Genomic DNA, 16114 nt, shown 5'->3' with positions numbered 1-16114 from the left:
GGACAACACGGTGGCCGGCGACAAGGACGCACAGCCCAATTCCCTGCCCGTCGAGGCACGGGAGCAGCACGCGCAGCTCGCTGAGCAGATCGAGGAGCACCGCTTCCGGTACTACGTGAAGGACCAGCCGGTCATCAGCGACGCGGACTTCGACAAGCTCCTGCGTTCCCTGGAGGCGTTGGAGGAGCAGTACCCCGAGCTGCGCACCCCCGACTCCCCGACCCAGAAGGTGGCGGGCGCGTACGCGACCGAGTTCACCTCCGTCCAGCACCGCTCGCGCATGCTCTCGCTCGACAACGCCTTCTCCGACCTGGAGCTCGCGGCCTGGGCCGAGCGCATCGCCAAGGACGTGGGCACCTCCGACCACCACTTCCTGTGCGAGCTGAAGGTCGACGGCCTCGCGGTCAACCTCACCTACGAGCGCGGCCGCCTCACGCGCGCGGCGACCCGAGGCGACGGCCGCACGGGCGAGGACATCACTCCCAACGTCCGTACGATCACGGAGATCCCCGACCGCCTCGAGGGCGACCGCGTCCCCGACCTCGTGGAGATCCGCGGCGAGGTCTACTTCCCGATGGAGAAGTTCGAGGAGCTCAACGCCCGCCTGGTGGAGGCCGGTGACAAGCCCTTCGCCAACCCGCGCAACGCGGCGGCGGGTTCGCTGCGCCAGAAGGACCCGCGCATCACCGCGACCCGTCCGCTGCACATGGTCGTCCACGGCATCGGCGCGCTGGAGGGCTTCGAAGGCCTCGCCCGCCTGTCCCAGGCGTACGAGCTGCTGCACTCCTGGGGCCTGCCGACCACGCGGTACGCCAAGGTGGTCGACGACCTAGACGGCGTAAGGGAGTTCATCGAGTACTACGGCGAGTACCGGCACTCCGTGGAGCACGAGATCGACGGGGTCGTCGTGAAGCTCGACGAGATCCCGCTCCAGGGCCGCCTCGGCTCCACCTCGCGAGCCCCGCGCTGGGCCATCGCCTGGAAGTACGCGCCCGAGGAGGTCAACACCAAGCTCATCAACATCCGTGTGGGAGTGGGCCGCACAGGCCGCGTCACGCCGTACGCGCAGGTCGAACCGGTCACCGTCGCGGGCTCCGAGGTCGAGTTCGCCACCCTGCACAACCAGGACGTGGTGAAGGCCAAGGGCGTCCTGATCGGCGACACGGTGGTGCTGCGCAAGGCCGGTGACGTCATTCCGGAGATCCTCGGCCCGGTCGTCGACCTGCGGGACGGCACCGAGCGGGAGTTCGTGATGCCGGCCGAGTGCCCCGAGTGCGGGACGCCGCTGCGCGCCATGAAGGAGGGCGACATCGACCTGCGTTGCCCGAACGCGCGCTCGTGCCCGGCTCAGTTGCGCGAGCGGCTCTTCTACCTCGGGGGCCGCAAGGCGCTCGACATCGAGAACTTCGGATACGTGGCGGCGGCGGCCCTCACCAAGCCGCTGGAGCCCGCGGACCCGCCGCTGGCCGACGAGGGCGACCTCTTCGACCTGACCATCGAGCAGTTGCTGCCCATCAAGGCGTACGTCCTCGACCAGGACAGCGGTCTGCCCAAGCGCGACCCGAAGACGGGCGAGGAGAAGATCGCCACGGTCTTCGCCAACCAGCAGGGCGAGCCCAAGAAGAACGCCGTCGCGATGCTGGACAACATCGCCGCGGCCAAGGACCGCCCGCTCGCCCGGATCCTGACCGGTCTGTCGATCCGTCATGTCGGGCCGGTGGCGGCCGAGGCGCTGGCGCGCGAGTTCCGCTCCGTCGACCGGATCGACCAGGCCACCGAAGTGGAGCTCGCCACCACCGAGGGAGTCGGCCCGATCATCGCCGCCTCGCTCAAGGAGTGGTTCGCCGAGGACTGGCACCGGGAGATCCTGCGCAAGTGGCGGGCGGCCGGGGTCCGTATGGAGGACGAGGGGTCCGGCGAGGACGAGGGGCCGCGTCCGCTCGAAGGGCTCACCGTCGTCGTCACCGGCACGCTCGAACACCACACACGGGACGGCGCGAAGGAAGCCCTGCAGAGCCGGGGAGCGAAAGTGACCGGTTCTGTTTCGAAGAAGACATCTTTTGTGGTGGTAGGCGACAATCCTGGTTCCAAGTTCGACAAGGCGATGCAGCTGAAGGTTCCGGTGCTGAACGAGGAGGGCTTCGCGGTGCTTCTCGAACAAGGGCCGGAAGCTGCCGCGGAAGTCGCGCTTCCGACCGAGGAGTAGCGGGTGAAGGCCACCCGTTCGGCGCATATCAGATGCATACGGGTGGCCCGGTCGCATTCGGGCAACCGTCCCCGACCGCTGCCCGTAGAAGCCTTCTGCGGCCTACTGTTGAGGTATGCGCCTGCCGTGCCCAACTGCGGTTGGGGCATCCCCTGCTCTTCGAGAGTCTGGGGAAGGGTTTTCAGACGCGGTGCCGTTGGCGATTGTCGTCGGCATCGGGCTGCGTGGCGTGGGCACCGCCGGCTGTGAGAGGGACGGGAATGGAACCGACCGAGAGCGCCGCCCCGGACTCACGGCTGCGCCTGCTCCGCATGACCGGCGCGTGGATGGCCGGCCTCCGGACAGGGCGGACTTCGGAGCCTCCCGGTACCGGCGGGCCGGGCTCCGCACCACTCACCGCCCCCGCTCCGGGCGTCGGCCGACACACCGCGGAGCGCGGCCCCGGGCTGCCGGGCCACGATCCCGAACGGCACATCTCGTGGCCTGCGCTGCCCGCGGCGGTCGTCGCGGTGGCCGCACTCGTCCTCGGCACCGGTTTCTACCGGGCGTTCAGCGGCGACCACGCTCTCTTCCCGTCCGGCGCGGTCGGCTGGTCGCTGGCCCTGCTGACCGGCATCATCGTCGGCCATCTGGTCGCCCTCGGCCACGCCCGCTGGTGGGGCGGCACGGGCTCCGGCGCCGCCCTCACCCTCGCGGTCCTGCTGCTCTACGGCTGGGTGCCCGCCGGCATGGTCAGCCTCACCGTCGTCGTCCTGGTCGGCATCGCGCGCCGCAACCGCTGGCGCCAGGGGGTGTTGCACGGCGCGGTCGACATCCTCGGCATCGGCGCCGGAGCGCTGGTCCTGGCCGTGTTCGGGCGGGTGCCGTCCGTCGAGACGCCGTGGAACCCGGAGACCTGGACCTTCTACGCCGCACCCGAGGTGGTGCTGATCGCGGCCGCGTATCTCGCGGTCACCCGCGTCCTGCTCTGGTACCTGCACGCGCCGCGCGCCGGAGGCCTGCCGACCGTCGCGCGTACAGCGCTGGTCAGACAGGGGCTCGTAGCCGTCGCCCTGCTCGGTATCGCGCCGCTGATCTGCGTCGTCGCGGTCGCGCAGCCGATGCTGCTGCCGCTGTTCTCGATCCCCCTGATCGCACTCGACTCCACGCTGTGGATCGCCCGCGTACGGGCCGAGGAGCAGTTGCGCGATCCGCTGACCGGACTGCCCAACCGGCAGTGGCTGCTCGAACGCACATGGACGGCTCTGGACGATGCAGAGCGCATCGGTGCGCGTTCCGCTCTGCTGCTGATCGACATGGACCGTTTCCGTTCGGTCAATGACACGTTGGGGCATCTCGCCGGAGACCGGCTGCTCCTTCAGATAGCCGACCGGCTGCGACTGGCGCTGCCGCGCGGGGCGGAGGCCGCGCGGCTCGGCGGTGACGAGTTCGCCGTGTTACTGCCCGTCGCCGACTCCACGACGTCGGCCACACGGGTCGCCCGCAACCTCGTCGCGGCCCTGGGCTCGCCGCTGGACCTCGACGGGCTCACCCTCGTCCTGGAGGCCAGCGCCGGGCTCGCCGTCTTCCCCGACCACGCGCTCGACGCGGAGGGGCTGTTGCGGCGCGCGGACGTGGCGATGTACCAGGCGAAGCGGGACCGTACGGGGGTGGAGGTGTACGAGTCCAAGCGGGACTCGAACACGCCGGACCGGCTCGGTCTGCTGGGCGATCTGCGCCGCGCCCTCGACGCGCACGAGGTGCAGCTGCACTACCAGCCGAAGGTCCGCTTCGACGGACAGGTGGCCGGGCTCGAGGCACTGGTCCGCTGGGTGCATCCCGAGCGGGGGAAGGTGCCGCCGGACGAGTTCATCGCGATCGCCGAGTCGTCCGGGCTGATGCCGCACCTCACCGAGTACGTGCTGGAGACGGCGCTCGGGCAGGTGGCGCGGTGGCGGGCGCAGGGGCTGCATGTGCCGGTCGCGGTGAACGTGTCCCCGCGTGATGTGCACACCCCCGGTTTCGCGGGAGCGGTCGCCGCGCGGCTCGCCCGGCACGGGGTCCCTGCGGGGTCGCTTCAGCTGGAGATAACGGAACACGTGCTGCTGGAGGATCCGCAGCGGGCCGCGGACACGCTGGCCGGGCTGACCGGACATGGCGTGAAGATGTCCCTCGACGACTTCGGCACGGGGTACTCGTCGCTCGTCCATCTGCGCCGGCTGCCGGTCAGTGAGCTGAAGATCGACCGGTCCTTCGTGGCGCGGCTCGCGGTGGACAACGAGGACGCGGAGATCGTGCGCTGCACGGTCGATCTGGCCCACTCCCTGGGGTTGCTGGTCGTGGCCGAGGGGGTCGAGGACGACGAGACGTGGGAGCGGTTGCGGGATCTGGGCTGCGACGCGGTCCAGGGGTGGCTGGTCGCCGCCGCGATGCCGCCCGAGGAGACCACGGCGTGGCTGCGGGCGCGGGGGTCGCGGGGCTGGCAGCGGCCGCGTGCCGCGTTGCCGGCCGCGGAGTAGTCTCCCACCCGCGCACCACCCGGGACGGTCACCCGACAAGCGGAACCCTCCCGCGGGGCTCGCCGCCGCAGGCTTCCGCCCGTCCGCGGTCCGATGCCCAGTAGTGGACGGGGCCGGCAGCGCCCCGCCCGGGGCGCGGGGAACTGCGTGACCGGATATCCACGGTCCGCGGTCGCTCCGACTGCCGGAACGCCCGCGAGCGACCCGCACCTGGTCGGCGAACTGTCACTGGTGGTGCGGGTGGGAAAGGGCCCCGGAGTAAACCCGGGCGCAGGCACCGCCCCCGGCCCCCTAGGATTGGGCCAAACCACACACACTCACCCAGAGGATCGCTGCATGCCTGGCATCACGCGCGAGGAGGTCGCCCACCTCGCACGGCTGGCGCGTCTGGAGCTGAAGGCCGAAGAGCTCGACCACTTCGCCGGCCAGCTCGACGACATCATCGGCGCGGTCGCCCGCGTCAGCGAGGTCGCCGACCAAGACGTACCGCCGACCTCTCATCCGCTGCCGCTGACGAACGTCATGCGCGCGGACGAGGTCCGTCCGTCGCTCACCCCCGAGCAGGCGCTCTCCGGCGCCCCGGCCCAGGACCAGCAGCGTTTCAAGGTGCCGCAGATCCTGGGGGAGGACTAATCACCATGACGGACACCAACGTCAACATCATCAAGCTCACCGCCGCAGAGATCGCGCAGAAGATCGCGGCGGGCGAGCTCACGGCCGTGCAGGTCACCGAGGCCCACCTCGCCCGTGTCGAGGCCGTCGACGAGAAGGTGCACGCCTTCCTGCACGTCGACCGCGAGGGCGCCCTCGCCCAGGCCCGTGCCGTCGACGAGAAGCGGGCCAAGGGCGAGAAGCTCGGTCCGCTCGCCGGCGTGCCCCTCGCGCTCAAGGACATCTTCACCACGGAGGGGATCCCGACCACCGTCGGCTCGAAGATCCTCGAGGGGTGGATCCCGCCGTACGACGCGACCCTCACCAAGAAGCTGAAGGCCGCCGACGTCGTCATCCTCGGCAAGACCAACATGGACGAGTTCGCCATGGGGTCCTCCACCGAGAACAGCGCGTACGGGCCCACCGGCAACCCCTGGGACCTCACCCGCATCCCCGGCGGTTCCGGCGGTGGCTCCAGCGCCGCCCTCGCCTCCTTCCAGTCGCCCCTCGCGATCGGCACGGACACCGGCGGTTCCATCCGCCAGCCGGCCGCCGTCACCGGCACGGTCGGCGTCAAGCCGACCTACGGCGCGGTCTCCCGCTACGGCATGGTGGCCTTCTCGTCCTCCCTCGACCAGGGCGGCCCCTGCGCCCGTACGGTCCTGGACGCGGCCCTCCTGCACGAGGTCATCGCCGGGCACGATCCGCTCGACTCGACATCCATCGACGCCCCGGTCCCGCCGGTCGTCGAGGCCGCCCGCAACGGCAGCGTTGCGGGTATGCGCGTCGGCGTCGTCAAGCAGTTCCGCGGCGAGGGCTACCAGGCCGGTGTCGTGCAGCGCTTCGACGAGGCCGTCGCCGTCCTCAAGGAGCTGGGCGCCGAGATCGTCGAGCTGGACTGCCCGTCCTTCGACCTGGCGCTGGCCGCGTACTACCTGATCGCGCCGTCCGAGTGTTCGTCGAACCTCGCCCGCTTCGACGCCATGCGCTACGGCCTGCGCGTCGGCGACGACGGCACGAAGTCCGCCGAGGAGGTCACCTCCCTCACCCGTGAGGCGGGCTTCGGCCCCGAGGTCAAGCGCCGCATCATGCTCGGCACGTACGCACTGTCGAGTGGCTACTACGACGCGTACTACGGCAGCGCCCAGAAGGTCCGTACGCTCATCACCCGCGACTTCGAGAAGTCGTTCGAGCAGGTGGATGTGATCGTCTCGCCGACCACGCCCACCACCGCCTTCCCGATCGGCGAGCGCGCCGACGACCCGATGGCGATGTACCTCGCGGACCTGTGCACCATCCCGACCAACCTCGCGGGCAACGCCGCCATGTCGCTGCCCTGCGGTCTCGCCCCGGAGGACAACCTCCCGGTCGGTCTGCAGATCATCGCCCCCGCGATGAAGGACGAGAGGCTTTACAAGGTCGGCGCCGCCGTCGAGGCCGCCTTCGTGGAAAAGTGGGGCCACCCGCTGCTCGAGGAGGCTCCGTCGCTGTGAGCGCACTGACCAAGGCCAAGGGCTTCAAGAAGTCCAAGTCCGGCACGTACCTGTCCATCGCGACCACCGCGTTCGGTGCCGTCGGCGTCGCCAAGCAGGCCAGGAAGGCCCGCTCGGAGCACGACACGCTGCGCCTCATCGACGCGGCCGTGTCCGCCGCCGCCATCGTCACCGGCCTCGCCATCCTCTACCGGGAGCTCAAGCGCCTGGGCGACGACGACGTCCTGCTGGGCTGAGAGGGAAGTTTTCACCGTGACCACCACGACCGACGAGCTGGTGTCGTACGAGGACGCCCTGGCGACGTACGACCCCGTCATGGGCCTCGAAGTCCATGTCGAACTCGGCACCAAGACCAAGATGTTCTGCGGGTGTTCCACCGAGCTGGGCTCCGAGCCCAACGCGCAGACCTGCCCCACCTGCCTCGGCATGCCCGGCTCGCTGCCCGTCGTCAACGCGACCGGCGTCGAGTCCGCCATCAAGATCGGCCTCGCGCTGCACTGCGAGATCGCCGAGTGGTGCCGCTTCGCCCGGAAGAACTACTTCTATCCGGACATGCCGAAGAACTTCCAGACCTCCCAGTACGACGAGCCGATCGCCTTCAACGGCTACCTCGACGTGCAGCTGGAGGACGGCGAGGTCTTCCGCGTGGAGATCGAGCGCGCCCACATGGAGGAGGACACCGGCAAGTCCACCCACGTGGGCGGCGCCACCGGCCGCATCCACGGCGCGACGTACTCCCTCCTGGACTACAACCGCGCGGGCATCCCCCTCATCGAGATCGTCACCAAGCCGATCGAGGGTGCGGGCGAGCGTGCTCCCGAGGTCGCCAAGGCGTACGTCGCCGAGCTGCGCGAGCTCATCAAGGCGCTCGGTGTGTCGGAGGCCCGCATGGAGATGGGCCAGATGCGCTGCGACGTGAACCTGTCGCTGCGTCCGCACGGCCGCGAGAAGTTCGGCACGCGCTCCGAGACGAAGAACGTCAACTCGCTGCGCTCCGTGGAGCGTGCCGCCCGCTTCGAGATCCAGCGGCACGCCGCGGTCCTCAACAGCGGCGGCACGATCATCCAGGAGACCCGTCACTTCCACGAGGACACGGGGTCGACGACCTCGGGCCGCGTGAAGGAGGAGGCCGAGGACTACCGGTACTTCCCGGAGCCCGACCTCGTCCCCGTCGCCCCGTCCCGCGAGTGGGTCGAGGAGCTGCGCGCGGGCCTGCCCGAGCAGCCGCTCGCCCGTCGCAACCGGCTGCGCGAGGACTGGGGCGTCAACGCCCACGACATGCAGTCGATCCTGAACGCCGGTGCCATCGACCCGATCGTCGCCACGATCGAGGCCGGCGCGGACGCCGCGTCCGCCCGCAAGTGGTGGATGGGCGAACTGGCCCGCAGCGCCAACGAGTCGGGCAAGGCCCTGGACGGCCTGCCCATCACCCCGGCGCAGGTCGCCCGGGTGGCGCAGCTCGTCGCTGCCGGAGACCTGAACGACAAGCTCGCCCGTCAGGTCATCGAGGGCGTCCTCGCGGGCGAGGGCACCCCCGACGAGGTTGTCGAGAAGCGCGGTCTGAAGGTCGTCTCGGACGAGGGCGCGCTCACCGCGGCCGTCGACGAGGCCATCGCCGGCAACCCGGGCGTCGCGGACAAGATCCGCGGCGGCAAGGTGGCCGCGGCCGGCGCCCTGGTCGGCGCGGTCATGAAGGCCACCCGTGGTCAGGCCGACGCGGCCCGCGTCAAGGAACTGATCCTGGAGAAGCTGGGCGTCAGCGAGGGCTGAGTACCCGTAAGTACCCACCTAGGGGGATGCATCGAAGCCGATGCATCCCCCTAACAGCGCCTGCGGGCGGACGTACGGGAGAAGGAGCGGCGACGGGATGTACGCGATATCCCTGGGTGACGACAGCGCGGAACTGCGGCCCCTGGAGCCCTGGCATGCCGAGGAGTTCCTCGCGCATCTGGAGCGCGGGCGTGACTTCATCGGTCAGTACATCCCCTTCGGGTCCCAGTCCACGGACGTGCCGTCCGCGCGGGCGCACCTCCAGCGGTACGCCGACATGCGCGCCGCCGACACCGGGTCCCTGCACGGCCTGTGGCTGGACGGGAAGCTCGTGGGCGGGGTGCTCTTCCTGAACTTCGACGCGGAACAGGGCAACTGCGAGGTCGGGTGCTGGCTGGAACCCGCCGCCGCCGGGCGCGGTCTGGTCACGCGCGCGATGAGGCTGCTCATCGACTGGGCGGTCGAGGAGCGGGGGATCCACCGGGTGGAGTGGGTCGCCGCCGCGGGGAACGTGCCGAGCCTCAACGTGGCCAGGCGGCTCGGGATGAGCCAGGACGGGGTGCTGCGGGAGAAGCAGCCCTACAGGGGCGTACGGCACGACTTGGAGGTGTGGTCCGTACTCGCGCCCGAGTGGCGGGCGGCACGCGCGCGTGACGCTCACAACGATCATTAAGAGACTTCTCAGACTGCGTCCGTACGGTGCGAGGCATGGGAACCAAGACAGTTGACGAAGCCGTGGACGCGAACGGCACCGAGGCGAAGAGCGACAAGGAAACCGTGAACGTCACCAAGACCGACGAGACTCCGGACGCCGAGGTCGTCGACGAGCAGGACGCCGTCGAGGACGAGGACGACGACCTGGAGGCCGAGGACCTCGAGGGCGATGACACCCCCGAGGTCGAGAAGGACGCCTCCGGCGTCGGCCTGGGCGCCGCAGCCGTCGTCTCCGCCGGACTCGGCATCGTGTCGCTCACCGGCAGCTGGGTCGCCACCGTGGCCGCCGCGCGCGAGACCCTCGTGGGCCAGTTGGAGACCTCGTCGACCGCGAGCGTCGCCACGCAGGTCAAGGAGGTCTACGGCGACGCGTGGGCGACCACCGCGCTCGTCGGCGGCCTCTTCGCGCTGCTCGCGCTGCTCGTCGGCGTCTTCGTCCTGGTCCGGCCCGCCTTCGGAGCCCCCGGCAAGCCGCAGGCCGCCTGGATCAAGTCGGTCGCCTGGGCGGGTGTCTCGCTCGGCGTCATCGGCCTGGTGCTCGCGGTCGCCAAGTACTCCGACATCCTGCTCGGACTGCCGTCCACCAGCTGAATCTCCGTACCTCTGAGGGGCCTTAGAGCCGTCGTAAGTCACTTACGGCGGGTCTAAGGCCCTTCGCGTGCGCAAGATGCGGAACTCTCCCGATGTGCCACACCCCCCTTGGAGACGAAGGTTGAGGCATCGCAAGAAGCGAGGCCGAAACCGAATCTTCACGAGGGGTACGAGATGTTCGAGTACGAGCTCCACCAGATCCGGTCCACAGAGCTGATCCGAGAGGCCCAGAACGACCGGCTGGCGCGGGAGGCCCTCCGCGCCCGTCGTGCCGCCCGCCGCGCCGCCGCGCGCGAGTCCGGCCGGAACGACACGGAGGGGCAGGCGGATAGCCGCCGCCCCCGCCGGCACCGGTTCGCCCGCGCGGCGTGAGCGGTGAGGCACGGGCGGAACGCTGAGGCACGGGCGGACGGCGGGGCACCGGTGGAGGCTGGGGCACAGGTGGACGGCGGGGTGGTGAAGGGCCGCACGGCGGTCGGCCGTCCACAGCCGGGGGCGCCCGTCGCCCTCCCGATAATCGGTGCCGCAGTGTCGGACCCCTGTGCGATGCTCGGGCCTGTGGAGACCAGGTCCGTCAGCCCGGTGTTCGTCGGCCGCATCGACGAACTGGGAGTACTGCGCGAAGCGCTCTCCCGCGCCGCCGCGGGAGAGCCGCAAGCGTTGCTGCTCGGCGGCGAGGCCGGGGTCGGAAAGACGCGCCTGCTCGAGGAGTTCGCCCTCGCGGTCGACCGCGAGGGCGCCGTCTTCGCCTGTGGCGGCTGCGTCGAGATCGGCGCCGACGGACTGCCCTTCGCCCCCTTCTCCACGGCCCTGCGCGCCCTGCGCCGCAGGCTCCCGGACGAGCTCGCCGCCGCTGCCGCCGGGCAGGAGGAGGAACTGGCCCGGCTGCTGCCCGAGTTGGGCGAGTCCACCCCGGGTCGGCGATTCGACGAGGAGGGCATGGCCCGGCTGTTCGAACTCACCGCCCGCCTCCTGGAGCGCGTCGCCGCGGACCGTACGGTCGTCATCGCCCTGGAGGACCTGCACTGGGCCGACGCCTCCACCCGCCACCTGCTCGCCTACCTCTTCCGCACCCTGCGCAGCGGCCGCCTCGTCGTCGTCGCCACCTACCGCGCCGACGACATCCACCGCCGCCACCCGCTGCGCCCCCTGCTCGCCGAACTCGACCGCCTCCGCACGGTCCGCCGCATCGAACTCGCCCGCTTCAACCGCGCCGAGGTCGGCCGCCAGATCGCCGGAATCCTCGCCCACGAACCGGATCCGGCCCAGGTCGACGACATCTTCGAACGCTCCGACGGCAACGCCTTCTTCGTCGAGGAACTCGCCGTCGCCGCCCACCAGGGCTGCCGTACGGGGCTCACGGACTCCCTCCGCGACCTGCTCCTCGTACGCGTCGAAGGCCTCCCCGAGAGCGCCCAGCGGGTCGCCCGGATCGTCGCCGAGGGCGGCTCGGTCGTCGAGTACCGACTGCTCGCCGCGGTCGCGCGACTGGCCGAGGACGACCTCATCGAGGCGCTGCGCGCCGCCGTCGGCACCCACATCCTGCTCGCCTCGCCCGGCGGCGACGGCTACCGCTTCCGCCACTCCCTGGTCCGCGAGGCCGTCAGCGACGACCTGCTGCCCGGCGAGCGCTCCCGCTTCAACCGCCGCTACGCCGAAGCCCTGGAGGCCGACCCGACGCTCGTACCGGCCGACGAGCGTGCCACCCGGCTGGCCAGCTACTGGTACCACGCGCACGACGCGGCCAAGGCCCTGCCTGCCGTCCTCGACGCCTCCGCGGAGGCCCGCTGCCGGCACGCCCACTCCGAGCAACTGAGGCTCCTGGAGCGGGCCATGGAGCTGTGGGACGTCGCCCCCGACGCCGTACGGGCCGAGCTGCGCCCCGTCGACTACGTGGAGGTGTTCCCTCCTTGTGGCGGTGACCCCGGCACCACACCCCTGCGCTACCTCGACCTGATGGCCGAGGCCGCCGTCGCGGGCCGGCTGTGCGGGGAGCGCGAGCGCGCCCTGAAGATCACCAAGCGCGCCCTGCACCTCTTGGAGGACGAGCACGATCCCCTGCGCGCCGCCTGGTTCTGGACCCAGCGCTCCCGTCTGGTCCAGACGCAGGCCCGCGGCGACGGCTGGAAGGAACTCGCCACCGCCCAGGACCTGGTACGCGGCCTGCCGCCGTCGGAGGTACACGCCGAGGTGCTGTCGGCGGTCGCCAACTGGTGCATGCTGCACGAGCCGGGCCCCGGCGCCCTCTCGGCCGCCGAGCGCGCCGTGGAGTACGCGCGCATGGTCGGCGCCCGCGACATCGAGCTGCACGCCCGGCTCACCCTCGGCGGCCTCATGGTCGACTCGGGTGACGTCGAGGCAGGGCTCGCGGAGATGTACGAGGTGAAAGAGCGGGTGGCCCGGCACGGTGCCTCCCTCGTCGTGGGCCGTGTCCACATCAACCTGCCGTCCAACCTGGAGTCGGTCGGCCGCTCCCGCGAGGCCGTCCCGATCCTGCGGGAAGGCGTCGAACTCGCCCGGAAGACCGGCCTGTTGGACACCGAGGCCTGGGTGTGGGGCAATCTCGCGGAGTCGCTCCACGCGCTCGGCCAGTGGGACGAGGCCGTCGAGGCGGCGGGGAACGCGCTGGGCGTGGGGCTCAGCGGCAAGCCATCCGGCAGCGGCGCCATGCGTCTGGCGGATTTCGCACTTGCCCGCGGCGACCTCGCCGAGGCAGGCCGCAGGCTCGCCGCCGCCCGCGACCACTTCGGCACGCACGACCCGATGCCGCAGCATTCGCTGCCGCTGGCGCGCACGGTGATGGCCATCGCCGCCTGCGAGGGCCGCCTCCTCGACGCCCGCGCCGCCCTGGAGCAGGCCCTCGACGCGGGCTTCCCACCCGGCACCCAGCGCTACGCCTGGCCCCTGCTGCTCACCGCCGCCACCGCGGAGGCCGACGCCCGCGGACTGCCCCTCGCCGAAGCGGGCCGCGCCGAGACCGTGGAACACCTCCGCAAGGCCGCCAAGTCCCTGGCCACCGGAGCGCCCGTCTGGCTCGCCCACGAACAGTGGGTGCGCGCAGAACTCCGGCGAGCCGAGGGCATGGCCGACCCGCACGAGTGGTCCGAGGCGGTCACCGCCTTCGAAGCGCTGGAGCGCCCCTACGACCTCGCCCGCGTCCGCCTCCGCCTCGCCGAGGCCCTGCTGACCGCCGGCACGGACGAGAACGACCGCGCCCGCGCCACCGAACTTCTGCGGCTGGCCCGAGCGGCGGCCGACCACCTCGGCGCGCGCCCCCTCGCCGACGCCGTCGCGCTGCTCGCCCAGCGCGCCCGGCTCGCCCTGGGCCACGCCCCCGAACCGTCCGCCCTGACCCCTGCCGACCCGGCGGCGGCCCTGGGCCTCACCAGCCGCGAGCGCGACGTCCTGCGCCTCGTCGCCGCCGGCCGCAGCAACCGCCAGATCGCCGAGGAACTGTTCATCTCCCCGAAGACCGCCAGCGTCCACGTGTCGAACATCCTGTCCAAGCTGGACGTCTCGGGCCGGGGCGAGGCGGCGGCACTGGCGCATCGGCTGCGGCTGTTCCCCCCGGAAACCCCCGTGTCCAGGACGGCGAGCTGAGGCATACGCTGGACGGGACCCGGGGGCCGAGGGAGGCGCCGTGTTCAACATGTTCGAGGAGCTCTTCGCACCAGGCCGCAAGCACACCAATGACGAACGCAGACGGCTGGAACTGACCCGCGTGGACCTGAACGACGGAGACCCGGGCCGGGGCCCCATCGACCTGTCGTCGGGCAAGGTGGTCGTTCGGCTGCCCAACCAGGACCACGAGCAGGACCAGGACCAGGGGGACCCGGCGGAGGCGCCCGCCCAGGACTGAGGGCCGATCTACTTCACCTCCAGCTCCAGAATCCTGTCGTCCCCCTCTCCGGGGCTGCCGCGGCCGTCCGTCTCGCTCGTGACCAGCCAGAGCTTGTCGCCGCCCGCGGAGACCACGGTGCGCAGACGGCCGTACTCGCCCTTGAGGAAGGCCTGCGGGGTGGCGGAAGCCTCGGTGCCCTTCAGGGGGATGCGCCACAGACGCTCGCCCTTGAGGCCCGCCATCCAGATGGAGCCCTCGGCATAGGCGATGCCGCTCGGGGAGGCGTCGTCCGTGCCCCACTGGGCGACCGGGTTCTGGTACTCGGCGTCGTCGCTCTTGCCCTCGACCACCGGCCAGCCGTAATTGCCGCCGGGCTTGATCTGATTCAGCTCGTCCCAGGTGTCCTGGCCGAACTCGGCGGCCCACAGACGCTGTTTGTCGTCCCAGGCGAGGCCCTGGACATTGCGATGCCCGTACGAGTAGACGACCGAGTCGTCGAAGGGGTTGCCCGGCGCCGGATCGCCGTCCGGCGTCATCCGCAGGATCTTGCCGCCCAGTGACTTCTTGTCCTGCGCCAGGCCCGGGTCACCCGTTTCACCCGCGCCCGCGTACAGCATCTTGTCCGGGCCGAACGCGATCCGGCCGCCGTTGTGGATCACTCCCTTGGGGATGCCCTTGAAGATCGTGTCCGGCGCGCCGAGCTGCTCGCCGGACGGCTTCTTCTCGTCGTACAGCATGCGGACGATGCGGTTGTCCGACGCCGTCGTGAAGTACGCGTAGATCATGTGGTCCGAGGCGAACGTGGGGGAGAGGGCGATACCCAGGAGGCCGCCCTCTCCCGCGGGGGCCACCCCTGGCACCTCGCCCAGCTCCGTCTTCTTGCCGGTCTCCTCGTCGACCCGGGTGATCGTCGCCTCGTCGCGGGAGGAGACGAGCAGGTCGCCGTCGGGCAGCGGGGCGAGGCCCCAGGGCGACTCCAGGTCCTCGGTGACCGTCCGTACGACCTTCACCGAGCCCTTGGCCGGCGGGGTCTCCTCGGCGGCCGACTGCGAGGACGACGCCCCCGTACTCTTACTCCCGATGCTCGGGAAGGCGCTCCCGACGTCGGACTCTCCCCCGCCGTCGGAGGAACAGCCGGCCGTCACCAGCAGCGTGGCCGCGGCCAACACCGCTGTTACTACTCGACGTTGCACCATCAGGGTCCCTTCGACGCGGCGGTCCTACTGTTCATACACCGCTCGCGCCCCAGGGGTTCCCGATCAATGAACCTCACATCGGCGAAGCCGGGATCACCGACGCGCTTTCAGTCCCAGGACCCCTGTGCCCCCGGCAACCCCGCCACCTCCGCCAGATCCTCCGCCGTCAGCCGCAGCGCGGCCGCCCCCGCGTTCTGGGTGACCCACCGCTCCCGCTTGGCCCCCGGCACGGGGACCACATGCCGACCCTGGGCCAGCACCCAGGCCAGCGCCACCTGCGCGGGCGTGACCTCGTCCCCGTGGTCCCCGCCGCCCCCGTGCCGCCGGGCGATCCGCCGTAGCCCGGCGACGATGGGCTGGTTCGCGGCCATCATCTCGGCCGTGAAACGGGGGTGGCGGGCGCGTACGTCGTCGGGCTCGAAGCCCTCGCCGGGGGTCAGCGTGCCGGTCAGGAAGCCGTTGCCCAGCGGCATCGCCGCCAGAAAACCGACCCCGCGCGCCGCGCACCACGGCAGCAGTGCGGCCAGCGCCTCCGTCGACCACACCGACAGCTCCGCCTGCACGGCACTCACCGGGAACACCTGCTGCACCCGCTCCAGCTGCCGGATCGTTCCGTCATGCAGTCGCGCCCCCGAGCGGCGGGCGGAACGAGCACCCACCGCGCACAACCCGAGCGATCGCACCTTTCCGGCCGAGACGAGTTCGGCCATCGCGCCCCACGTCTCCTCGACCGGAATCTCAGGGTCCGCACGGTGCAGCTGATAGAGGTCGATCACGTCCGTCTGAAGGCGGCGCAGTGAGGCGTCGCACGCACGTTTCACATAGCCGGGGCGCCCGTTGGCCACGATGTGCTGCTCGCCCACCAGCAGGCCCACCTTGGTCGACACGAAGGCCTCGGAGCGCCGCTCCTTCAGCACCCTCCCCACCAGCAGCTCATTGGTGAAGGGGCCGTACATGTCGGCCGTGTCGAGCAGCGTCGAACCCCGGTCGAGCGCCGCGTGCACCGCCCGCAGCGACTCCTCGCCCCGCTGCCGCGAACCGGTGTACGCCCAGCTCATCGGCATGCACCCGAGCCCGACCGCCCCCACCTCGAGCGCCGCCGCGCCGATCGTCCTGCGCTCCACCTGGCCGTAACCCTCCCTCTCCTGGCACCC

13 protein-coding genes are annotated in these 16114 nt (G+C 71.1%); 11 read left to right on the top strand and 2 right to left on the bottom strand.

All coding sequences use genetic code 11. From position 1 onward, the window contains the following. Window positions 1–10 precede the first annotated feature (10 nt). The 11 genes from ligA to ACX28W_RS26095 all read left to right on the top strand — a co-directional run bounded on the left by ligA (window position 11) and on the right by ACX28W_RS26095 (window position 13782). Window positions 11–2206, top strand: a complete 2196-nt coding sequence (gene ligA, locus ACX28W_RS26145; RefSeq protein WP_459001856.1) for an NAD-dependent DNA ligase LigA — start codon at window positions 11–13, stop codon at window positions 2204–2206. Between the two features lie 260 nt (window positions 2207–2466). Then, complete coding sequence (locus tag ACX28W_RS26140; protein WP_459001855.1) at window positions 2467–4704, top strand: putative bifunctional diguanylate cyclase/phosphodiesterase; 2238 nt, start codon at window positions 2467–2469, stop codon at window positions 4702–4704. Window positions 4705–5040: 336 nt separating this feature from the next. Beyond that, complete coding sequence (gene gatC / locus ACX28W_RS26135; protein ID WP_459001853.1) at window positions 5041–5337, top strand: Asp-tRNA(Asn)/Glu-tRNA(Gln) amidotransferase subunit GatC; 297 nt, start codon at window positions 5041–5043, stop codon at window positions 5335–5337. 5 nt (window positions 5338–5342) lie between these two features. Beyond that, window positions 5343–6848 carry an Asp-tRNA(Asn)/Glu-tRNA(Gln) amidotransferase subunit GatA gene (gene gatA / locus ACX28W_RS26130; protein ID WP_459001852.1) on the top strand — a complete coding sequence of 502 codons (1506 nt, stop codon included), beginning with the start codon at window positions 5343–5345 and terminating at the stop codon, window positions 6846–6848. After that, window positions 6845–7084, top strand: a complete 240-nt coding sequence (locus tag ACX28W_RS26125; RefSeq protein ID WP_362087118.1) for a hypothetical protein — start codon at window positions 6845–6847, stop codon at window positions 7082–7084. The genes gatA and ACX28W_RS26125 overlap by 4 nt, the downstream gene beginning before the upstream one ends. Window positions 7085–7100: 16 nt before the next feature. Next, the gene (gatB, locus tag ACX28W_RS26120) at window positions 7101–8618 is read left to right on the top strand and encodes an Asp-tRNA(Asn)/Glu-tRNA(Gln) amidotransferase subunit GatB (protein ID WP_459001850.1); all 1518 of its coding nucleotides are present in this window, start codon (window positions 7101–7103) and stop codon (window positions 8616–8618) included. A 97-nt stretch (window positions 8619–8715) separates the two neighbouring features. Continuing rightward, window positions 8716–9291, top strand: coding sequence for a GNAT family N-acetyltransferase (locus tag ACX28W_RS26115; protein ID WP_459001849.1), 576 nt, complete (start codon window positions 8716–8718; stop codon window positions 9289–9291). 35 nt (window positions 9292–9326) lie between these two features. Continuing rightward, complete coding sequence (locus ACX28W_RS26110) at window positions 9327–9923, top strand: hypothetical protein (protein WP_459001847.1); 597 nt, start codon at window positions 9327–9329, stop codon at window positions 9921–9923. Between the two features lie 174 nt (window positions 9924–10097). Then, entirely contained in the window at window positions 10098–10295 is a 198-nt protein-coding gene (locus ACX28W_RS26105; RefSeq protein ID WP_459001845.1) for a hypothetical protein, read from the top strand. A gap of 174 nt (window positions 10296–10469) precedes the next feature. Next, entirely contained in the window at window positions 10470–13523 is a 3054-nt protein-coding gene (locus ACX28W_RS26100; protein ID WP_459001843.1) for a helix-turn-helix transcriptional regulator, read from the top strand. A 49-nt stretch (window positions 13524–13572) separates the two neighbouring features. Beyond that, entirely contained in the window at window positions 13573–13782 is a 210-nt protein-coding gene (locus tag ACX28W_RS26095; protein ID WP_459001874.1) for a DUF6191 domain-containing protein, read from the top strand. Between the two features lie 8 nt (window positions 13783–13790). Here the strand turns inward: ACX28W_RS26095 and ACX28W_RS26090 are convergent, their stop codons facing one another. Together ACX28W_RS26090 and ACX28W_RS26085 are read right to left on the bottom strand one after the other, a co-directional pair. Beyond that, complete coding sequence (locus tag ACX28W_RS26090) at window positions 13791–14960, bottom strand: PQQ-dependent sugar dehydrogenase (RefSeq protein WP_459001841.1); 1170 nt, start codon at window positions 14958–14960, stop codon at window positions 13791–13793. Between the two features lie 107 nt (window positions 14961–15067). Next, complete coding sequence (locus ACX28W_RS26085; protein ID WP_459001839.1) at window positions 15068–16084, bottom strand: aldo/keto reductase; 1017 nt, start codon at window positions 16082–16084, stop codon at window positions 15068–15070. Window positions 16085–16114 lie beyond the last annotated feature (30 nt).

The sequence above is a fragment of the Streptomyces sp. SD15 genome, from assembly GCF_054462255.1.
The sequence above is the reverse complement of the archived record's forward strand: the minus strand, read 5'-3'. Positions and strand labels throughout refer to the sequence as shown.

Excerpts from the sequence above, each read along its gene's own strand:
- ACX28W_RS26140 (WP_459001855.1), top strand. The coding sequence starts at position 2,467 with ATGGAACCGACCGAGAGCGCCGCCCCGGACTCACGGCTGCGCCTGCTC.
- gatC (WP_459001853.1), top strand. The coding sequence starts at position 5,041 with ATGCCTGGCATCACGCGCGAGGAGGTCGCCCACCTCGCACGGCTGGCG.
- gatA (WP_459001852.1), top strand. The coding sequence starts at position 5,343 with ATGACGGACACCAACGTCAACATCATCAAGCTCACCGCCGCAGAGATC.
- ACX28W_RS26115 (WP_459001849.1), top strand. The coding sequence starts at position 8,716 with ATGTACGCGATATCCCTGGGTGACGACAGCGCGGAACTGCGGCCCCTG.
- ACX28W_RS26110 (WP_459001847.1), top strand. The coding sequence starts at position 9,327 with ATGGGAACCAAGACAGTTGACGAAGCCGTGGACGCGAACGGCACCGAG.
- ACX28W_RS26105 (WP_459001845.1), top strand. The coding sequence starts at position 10,098 with ATGTTCGAGTACGAGCTCCACCAGATCCGGTCCACAGAGCTGATCCGA.
- ACX28W_RS26100 (WP_459001843.1), top strand. The coding sequence starts at position 10,470 with ATGCTCGGGCCTGTGGAGACCAGGTCCGTCAGCCCGGTGTTCGTCGGC.
- ACX28W_RS26095 (WP_459001874.1), top strand. The coding sequence starts at position 13,573 with ATGTTCGAGGAGCTCTTCGCACCAGGCCGCAAGCACACCAATGACGAA.
- ACX28W_RS26090 (WP_459001841.1), bottom strand. The coding sequence starts at position 14,960 with ATGGTGCAACGTCGAGTAGTAACAGCGGTGTTGGCCGCGGCCACGCTG.